At 73.9% G+C, this 7995-nt stretch carries 6 protein-coding genes and 1 pseudogene; all 7 read right to left on the bottom strand.

Going from position 1 to position 7995, the window contains the following annotated elements:
- Window positions 1-940: pseudogene (locus tag ACFVX9_RS39155) on the bottom strand (hypothetical protein); the annotation flags it as partial.
- Window positions 941-1239: 299 nt separating this feature from the next.
- Window positions 1240-1554 (bottom strand): cupin domain-containing protein, encoded by a 315-nt coding sequence (locus ACFVX9_RS39150; RefSeq protein ID WP_079135597.1) that lies wholly within the window; start codon window positions 1552-1554, stop codon window positions 1240-1242.
- Between the two features lie 124 nt (window positions 1555-1678).
- Window positions 1679-2335 carry a YigZ family protein gene (locus ACFVX9_RS39145; protein WP_387986997.1) on the bottom strand — a complete coding sequence of 219 codons (657 nt, stop codon included), beginning with the start codon at window positions 2333-2335 and terminating at the stop codon, window positions 1679-1681.
- Between the two features lie 111 nt (window positions 2336-2446).
- On the bottom strand, window positions 2447-3736 hold the full coding sequence (locus ACFVX9_RS39140) for a DUF6986 family protein (protein ID WP_387986995.1): 1290 nt from the start codon (window positions 3734-3736) through the stop codon (window positions 2447-2449).
- Window positions 3737-3888: 152 nt separating this feature from the next.
- A complete protein-coding gene (locus ACFVX9_RS39135) occupies window positions 3889-5526 on the bottom strand; it encodes a DUF2637 domain-containing protein (protein ID WP_387986992.1) in 1638 nt (545 codons plus the stop codon).
- A 201-nt stretch (window positions 5527-5727) separates the two neighbouring features.
- Window positions 5728-6393, bottom strand: coding sequence for a response regulator transcription factor (locus ACFVX9_RS39130; RefSeq protein ID WP_063347646.1), 666 nt, complete (start codon window positions 6391-6393; stop codon window positions 5728-5730).
- Window positions 6345-7754: a sensor histidine kinase gene (locus ACFVX9_RS39125; protein WP_279634894.1), complete on the bottom strand. Its 1410-nt coding sequence runs from the start codon at window positions 7752-7754 to the stop codon at window positions 6345-6347. The genes ACFVX9_RS39130 and ACFVX9_RS39125 overlap by 49 nt, the downstream gene beginning before the upstream one ends.
- Window positions 7755-7995: the final 241 nt, after the last annotated feature.

Here is a 7995-nt window from a genome sequence, read left to right as displayed (position 1 = left end):
GCTCTATTCGCCCCCGGGCGAGCACCGGGTGCCGGGCGCCGTCGCACCGGGAGGCGGGGTCCACCTCGGGCAGGTAGGTGCGCACCGCTCCGCCGTAGACGCTGTGGTACTCCAGCGCGACGTTGAACCCGGTCCGGGCGCCCGGGTCCAGGACGTAGGCGGTGGCCAGGCCGGGAAGCTGGTGGCAGAGCGGGCGGACGACGTCCTCGACCCAGCGGTCGAGCGGGAGGTTCACCGGGACGCTGGCGACCACGACGGGCAGCCGGCGCTCCGGGTCGCAGAGTTCGTCGATCAGGCCGTCGACCTCGCCGACGGTGATCACCCGGGGGGCCGGGTGGACGGCGGCCGGGCCGTCGGTGGCGTCGAGCAGCGGCAGGAGGGTGCGGGCGAGTTCGGGCACCGGCACCCGGCAAGGGGTCCGCACGCCGTTGCCGGTGCTGTGCGTCTCGGCCTCCAGCCGGACCCAGGTGGGGCCGTCGGCCGCGGTGGCCACGGTCAGGGTGAGCTGCTGGGTGCCGTGCGGGGTCGGGGTGCGCAGGCGTCGGCGGTCGTAGCGGCCGGCGGCCGGGCCGCCGCGCAGCGGGCCCTGGTCGCGGTCGAGCAGGACGCGGTCGCCCAGGCGCAGTCGCTCGGCGGCGGGGGCCGATCGGGGCTGCGCCGGTCCGGACGTCGTCAGCCCAGGGGGCGTCAGTTCGGGCGGTTTCGGTCGGGTTGGAGCCGTCCCCGTCGAGGTCGCTCCGGCCGGGGGCGGCCCGGTGAGGGCGCGGGGAGCCGGCGGGGGCTCCTCGCAGCCTTCCTGTTTCAGCCAGGCGGCGAGCTGCTCGTCGGCCAGGGCGACGGCCTCGCGGTGCGGGAGGGCGGTGGTGACGGTCATCCGGTAGGGCGTCGCGGGGCCGGTCAGGTCGGCGCCGGCGGGCGACGAAAAGCGGTCTGAGGTCATGCGCATACCTCCGTGGTGCGGGGTGGGGTCTGGTGTCCTCCATCGATGGGTTATTCGTCCGGTTCGGCCGGATCCTTGCCCAGGAAACGCCACGGCCCGGAGCGGAAGTTCCAACTCCGGGCCACGTCAATACGTTCGGGTGAATCTGCTCAAGCCGTGCACCGCGTGGCGCGGCTCCCGGGCCCGACCCGCCCTCGCCGCCAGACGGCGGACGGCGGACGGCGGACGGCGGACGGCGGACGGCGGACGGCGGGGCACGGGCGACAGCGCCGGAGCAGCCCTGGTCAGACCTCAGCAGGTCAGGCCTCAGCGGGCCGGGCGCCGCTGCGACTCCACGCGGGCTCCGCGACCGGCACCGCCAACGGGCAACCGGCCGGGGCGGCGTAGCTCGCGATCAGCACCACGGGCTCGTCCCCGAGGTTGCGCCCCACGTGGACGTGGACCGGTCCGGCCTCCTCGACCAGCGAGTCCCCGGCCCGGCTGACCTCGACCCGGCCGTCATGCAGGGTCCGGGTCAGCGTCCCGGACAACACCACCACGTCCACCCGGCCCGGGTGGTAGTGCCAGCCGGTGCTGGCCCCCGGCGGCAGGGTGACGGTCTGGACGACGGGCATCTCGGGGCGGCTTCCTGCTCGACGACCGGACCAGGCTAGGCACGCCCCGCAAGGCTCCGAAACGGATCGGCCGCGATCTGGCCGAATAGGTGGCCGAAAGCGCCGCCGCCCGCCTGCTCCGGCATCAGACCGGCACCTCGACGTACGTCCGGCCGGCCGGGACCGCGACGGCGGTACCGCCGGTCGCCTCGGCCAGCCAGGCGTGGAAGGCCGGCACCTCCGGCTGCGGTACGCCCACCTCGATCCGCACCCCGGCCGGCTCGTAGGCCAGGTCGCTCACCGTGTAGCCGGCCGCCCGCAGGTCGTTCTCCACCCGCCCGGCGCGCACGTGGTCGGCCGTCACCGCGAGCAGGGCCACCGGCCGCCGCTCCAGCAGACCGATCTCGTCCACCGCCTCGGACACCGCATTCCCGTACGCCCGCACCAGGCCGCCCGCGCCGAGCTTGATGCCGCCGAAGTACCTGGTCACCACGGCGGCGGTGTCGGTCAGGCCGCGCCGGCGCAGCACCTCCAGCATCGGCACCCCGGCGGTGCCGCCGGGCTCGCCGTCGTCGCTGGAGCGTTCGCGGCGCTGCTCGTCGCCGACCACGAAGGCGGTGCAGTTGTGCCGCGCGTCCCAGTACTGCTTGCGGATGCCGGCGATGAAGGCCTGCGCCTCCTCCTCGTCGGCGACCCGGGCGAGGTGGCAGATGAACCGGGACTTCTTGATCTCGGTCTCGTGGCTGCCGGCCCGCCGGATGGTGAGGTACGGCCTGGCGGTCGGTTCCGGCGTGGCGGACATGACGCGGTGGTTCTCCCGGAAACGACGACGGCTGGCGGCGCACACCCCGGGCGTCCCGGGGCGGCACCGCCAGCCTAGGCCCTGGCCGGGCTTCGTCGGCCGGTCGCGGGGTCAGCGCCCGGCCAGGGCGTCCAGCCGGGCGCGGTCCAGGCCGGTCAGCGCGGTGACCTCGGCCGGGTCGACGGCGCCGCAGTCCAGGCCGCGCAGCAGGTAGCCACTGAGCGCCCGGGCGGTGGCCGGCTCGTCCATCACGTCGCCACCCGCCTTGGCGACGTACGCGGCCAGCCGGGCTGCGGCGGCCGCCAGGCCCTCGCGGTAGAAGGAGTACACCGCGACGTAGCGGGTCGGCAGGTGCGCCGGGTGCATGTCCCAGCCCTGGTAGTAGGCGCGGGCCAGTGAGCGGCGGACCAGGTCGTGATGCAGCTTCCAGGCGGCGTGCACCTGTTCGGTGGAGCCGGTCGGGATGACGTTGGTCGAGCCGTCGGAGAGCCGGACGCCGGTGCCGGCTGCGGCCACCTGCATGACCGCCTTCGCGTGGTCGGCGACCGGGTGGTCCATGCTCTGGTGGGCCGCGCTGACGCCGCAGGAGGCGCTGTAGTCGAAGGTGCCGTAGTGCAGCCCGGTGGCGCGGCCTTCGGCGGCCTCGATCATCCGGGCCACGGTGGCCCGGCCGTCCGGGCCGAGGATGGCCTGCGTGGTCTCGATCTGGATCTCGAAGCCGATCCGGCCGGCGGGCAGCCCGGCGCGGCACTCGAAGTCCTCCAGCAGCCGGACCAGCGCGGTGACCTGCTCGGCGTAGGTCACCTTGGGCAGGGTGAGGACCAGGCCGTCCGGCAGGCCGCCGCCGGCCAGCAGGGTGGCCAGGAACAGTTCCAGGGTGCGGATGCCGCGGTCGCGGACGGCCGCCTCCATGCACTTGATCCGGATGCCGAGGTACGGCGGCGCGGCGCCCTCGGCCACGGCGGCGGCGACCAGTTCGGCGGCGCGGACGGCGGCGGCGTCCTCCTCGGCGTCCGGGCGGGGTCCGTAGCCGTCCTCGAAGTCGATCCGCAGGTCCTCGACCGGCTCGCGCTCCAGCTTGGCGCGGACCCGGGCGTGCACGTCGGCGAGCAGCTCGTCGTCGGCCAGGCCGAGGGCGCGGGCCAGCTCGGCGGGGGTGCCGGCGTGGGTGTCGAAGGCCTCCAGAGCCTGGCGGCCCCACTCCCGTACGGTGTCGGCGGCGAAGGCGTCGGCCGGGACGTAGACGGTGTGCACCGGCTGCCTGGTACCGGTGTCGCCGGGATAGCGGCGCGCCAGGTCGGCGTCGACCGGGGCGAGCAGCGCCTCCACGGCGGCGCGGGCGGTGGCGGAGAAGGAGGCCCCGCCCGTCGGTCCGTTACCGTCGACCTCGACCTGCGACATCCGCACTCCTCCACGCCGGACCAGCACTTCAACAATTTGTTGAGGAGAAGGTAGCTCCGGCCGGATCGGGCGTCAACGGCCGACCGAGCGGTGGACGGAGAAGCGTTCGACGGAGGAACGTTCCACGGGGCGTCCGGCCGAGGCGGCCCGGGTCAGTCCCTCCCGGCGGCGGCGTAGCGGTCGCGCAGCTGCGGGTAGAGCTCGGCGACGTCCTTGGGGTGGACCGAGCCGTCCGGGCGGTTGCCGGTGACGCCGTACTGCTTGGTCAGCCACTCGGCGAGGCGCTGCGGGTCGGGCTGGTGCTCGTGGTTGTCCATGTAGCTGACCAGGGCGTCATAGGCCAGGTCCGGATCCAGCCGGGACGGGGCCGAGCGCGGCGCGGACTCCTCGTCGTGGACGGGGGGCTGCTCGGCCGCAACGAACTGCTCGCCGTGGACGGGCTGCTCGGCCGGAGCGGGCTGCCCAGCCGGAAGGGGCTGCCCCGGGTGGCGGGGCTGCGGCTCGGCGGCGAACCCCGCATCCTGGGCGACCTGGGCCTGGGGCTGCTGCGGGAGGACCGGCTCCTCGGCGACCGGACGCGGGGGTTTGAACCACGGCGAGGCCTGGCCGGGCACCCGCCCGCCGGGGGCGGCGTCGGACGGGTGGCCCGTGGTGCGCACCGGGCGCTCGGTCCACACGTTCAGCTCCTCGCGGTGCGGCTGCGGGGCCTCCTCCGCCACGCCGTTCGGCTCCTGCGCGGCACGCAGCCGGACGGCTGCCAGCTTCGCCAGCATCGGCGCGGCCACCTCGGCGGACATCGGCGCGACGGCGACCGGAGCCGGGGCCGCGGCCGGTTCGGGCTGGGGCTGGGGCTGGGGCTGGACGTGGGTCTGAGCCTGGGCCTGGGATTGAGGCTGGACCTGCGATATCTGCTGCGCCTGCCGGGCCGGCTCCGGGCGGGCCGAAGCCGAAGCGGGGGCGGCGGCGACGGGAGCCGCGGGGGCGGCGGCGACGGGAGCCGCGGGGGCGGCGGCCTCGGCCGGGGCGATGGCCGTGGCGGCGCGGCCGTCCTGCCGCTGGAGCTCCAGTGCCTCCTTCTCCGCCAGAGCCTCCCGGGCCTCGCGCTCGCGCGCCTCCTCGTCCAGACGATCGAACAGCGTCGGGTCCAGCGGCACCCCGTACTTGGCCAGCTTGAGCGGCAGCAGGGCCTGGATCGGCGCCGAGCGGCGCCAGCCGCGGCCGTACCGGAAGCGCAGCTGCGCCCGGTAGACCAGGCGGTTCTGCTCCAGCCGGACGACCTCGTCGTAGGAGCGCAGCTCCCACAGCTTCATCCGGCGCCAGAGCTTGAAGGTCGGCACCGGGGAGAGCAGCCAGCGCATCATCCGGACCGAATCCATGTGCCGGTCGACCGTGATCGCCGCGATCCGGCCGACCGCGTGCCGGGAGGCCTCGACCACGACCACGAAGAGCACCGGGATGACGGCGTGCATCCCCATGCCGAGCGGATCGCCCCAGGAGGCGGCCGCGTTGAAGGCGATGGTGGCGACGGTCAGCACCCAGGCGGTCTGCCGCAGCATCGGGAAGGGAATCCGCAGCCAGGTCAGTACCAGGTCGAGCGAGAGGAGTACGACGATGCCGGCGTCGACGCCGATCGGGAAGGCGTAGGAGAAGGCCCCGAAGCCCTTCTCCTGGGCCAGTTCGCGCACCGCGTTGTACGAGCCCGCGAAGCCGATGCCCGAGATGATGCAGGCGCCGGCCGCGACCAGGCCGAGCAGGCCCCGATGGGCCTTGGTGAGCGTTGGGCGTGCCATTACGTCTATCAACCCCTGGATGTCGGCTGCTGCCGTACGCTGCCTCGGCTGCCGGTTCCCGCTTGTCGGGGCGCCGGACGGCTGAGCGACCTCCGGGCTCGGCCCACCGGAGTTTACTCGTACACCTGTTTCAGCGTTTCCGCAGCCTGGCGTGTCACCGTCCGGGGCTGACGACCCGCCCGCCGTGGACCGGGCGGATCGTCAGCCCTTCGGCCCGGCCGTTCCGTTGAGGTAGGTCAGCACCGCGAGCACCCGGCGGTTGGCATCCTCGGCGGGGGCCAGTTCGAGCTTGGTGAAGATGTTGGCGATGTGCTTGGCCACCGCACCGTCGCTGACCGCCAGGCGGGCGGCGATCGCCGAGTTGGAGCAGCCCTCGGCCATCAGCTCCAGCACCTCGCGCTCGCGCGGGGACAGCCGCAGCAACGGGCCGGGCCGACGCGAGGTGATCTGCATCAGCTTCGCGATCACGTCCGGGTCCATCGCCGTTCCGCCGGCCGCCACCCGGCGGACCGCGTCGATGAACTGGTCGGCGTTGAACACCCGGTCCTTCAGCAGGTATCCGATCCCGCCGGTGCCGTCGGCCAGCAGCTCGCGCGCGTACAGCTGCTGAACGTGCTGCGACAGCACCAGCACCGGCAAACCCTGGATCTCCTTGCGGGCCTTCAGCGCCGCCTGCAGCCCCTCGTCGGTGAGCGTCGGGGGCAGCCGGACGTCGACCACGGCCACGTCCGGCCGGTGGGTCAGCAACGCCTCCAGCAGTTCGGGGCCCGTCTCCACGGCCGCGGCGATGGTGAAACCGTGCGCCTCCAGCAGTCGGATCAGGCCTTCGCGAAGGAGGTAGAGGTCCTCGGCGAGGACAACTCGCACGGCAGCTCCAAGGTGATGGTGGTCGGACCGCCCGACGTGCTGTCGATGGCGAGGACACCGTCGAAGGTACCCAATCGCCGCTCGATCCCGCGCAGGCCGGTGCCCCGGGACGGATCCGCCACACCCACCCCGTCGTCCGTCACCGTGATCCGCAGGAGCCCGGCCCGGTACAGGATGTCCACCCACACCTGCTCCGCCCCGGAGTGCTTGGCCGCATTGGCCAGCAGCTCGCAGATGCTGAAGTAGGCCGCCGCCTCCACCGGCGCCGGCGGACGGTCCGGCAGGCTCACGCACACCTCGGTCGGCAGGGCGCTGTCCAGCGCCAAGGCGCGCACGGCGTCGCCCAGTCCACGCTCGGCGAGCACCGGCGGGTGAATGCCGCGGACCAGGTCCCGCAGTTCCTGGAGCGCCCGGGCCGAGGACTGCCGCGCCTCGGAGAGCAGTTCCCGGGCGGCCGCCTGGTCGGTATCCATCAGGTGCTCGATGGTGCCCAGCGTCATCCCTATCGCGACCAGTCGCGCCTGCGCGCCGTCGTGCAGGTCCCGCTCGATCCGCCGCAGCTCCGCCGCCTGGTCGCCGACCGCGTCCGCCCTGGTCTCGGTCAGCTCGGCCACCCGCCTGGTCAGCTGGGCGTGCGTCGCCCGGCCGTCCTGGTCCAGCACCCGGCGGGCCGCCTCGGCGTACCCGCGCACCGCGTACGGCGCCACGAGCACCCCGACCGCCACCATGCCGAGCCCGAGCACGGCGCTCAGCAGGACCGACACCAGGCGTGCGGGCACCGGCCCGAACCCGTCCACAGACAGCGGCGTCAGGATGCAGGCCACGCCCAGCACCATCAGGACGGCCACCGGGCCCGCCAGCGCCACCACCAGGGCGGGGCTGATGGCCAGCCAGGCCACCTCCGACCGGGTCGTCCGGTCCCGGGCGCCCCAGTGCAGCAGTTGCGCGTACTTCGCGACCATCCGGGAGCGGTGGTACGAGTAGCCCGTCCACCAGTGCCCGCGTTCGTCCAGCTCCAACGCGGGCCGTGGCTGGTACACGGCCGGCAGGCGGATGCCGTACCAGCGCTCCAGCTGCTGGCGCGTCCGGCTCGCCGTGCGGCGCACGAACAGAGCCGCCACCAGGGCGCCGGCGACGGCCGCCACCGCGAGGCCGAACAGGACCACCGGGTAGTAGGAATCCTGGAAGACCGAGGCCGTGACCCCACCCGCCGCCATCGCCGCCCCCACCGGCAGCACCAGCCCCGGCACCGCGCCCACCACCAGGAGAGCCAGCCGCGCCAGCCCCTGGCCGCCCGACGCGACGGCCGCCTCGGTCTGCGCGCGCACCGTCGCACCGCTCGTTCGACTCGCTGTTGCCACGGAAGCTCCTGATGCCGGTCTCGATCGTCCTCCACAAGTGTTCACGAACGACCCGCTCCAGGCACTGGCCATGCCACCCCAATTGCGAGGTGGTCCTAGCACCACCTGCGGGTGGACATAGCCCGAGCGGATTTTTGAGATTGTCTGGAAATGCAGAGAACCCCCATCCGGTTTCCCGGATGGGGGTTCTCTGTGAATGATTGTTCGGCGGCGTCCTACTCTCCCACAGGGTCCCCCCTGC

It is taken from the genome of Kitasatospora sp. NPDC058243 (assembly GCF_042882025.1).
In the GTDB taxonomy this organism is placed as follows: Bacteria; Actinomycetota; Actinomycetes; order Streptomycetales; family Streptomycetaceae; genus Kitasatospora.
This window is presented reverse-complemented; position numbering and strand designations above follow the sequence as displayed.

What these genes read in the sequence shown, in the direction of transcription:
- ACFVX9_RS39140 (WP_387986995.1), bottom strand. Translation starts at nt 3,736, where the DNA reads ATGTCGCAGGTCGAGGTCGACGGTAACGGACCGACGGGCGGGGCCTCC.
- ACFVX9_RS39135 (WP_387986992.1), bottom strand. Translation starts at nt 5,526, where the DNA reads ATGGCACGCCCAACGCTCACCAAGGCCCATCGGGGCCTGCTCGGCCTG.
- ACFVX9_RS39145 (WP_387986997.1), bottom strand. Translation starts at nt 2,335, where the DNA reads ATGTCCGCCACGCCGGAACCGACCGCCAGGCCGTACCTCACCATCCGG.
- ACFVX9_RS39150 (WP_079135597.1), bottom strand. Translation starts at nt 1,554, where the DNA reads ATGCCCGTCGTCCAGACCGTCACCCTGCCGCCGGGGGCCAGCACCGGC.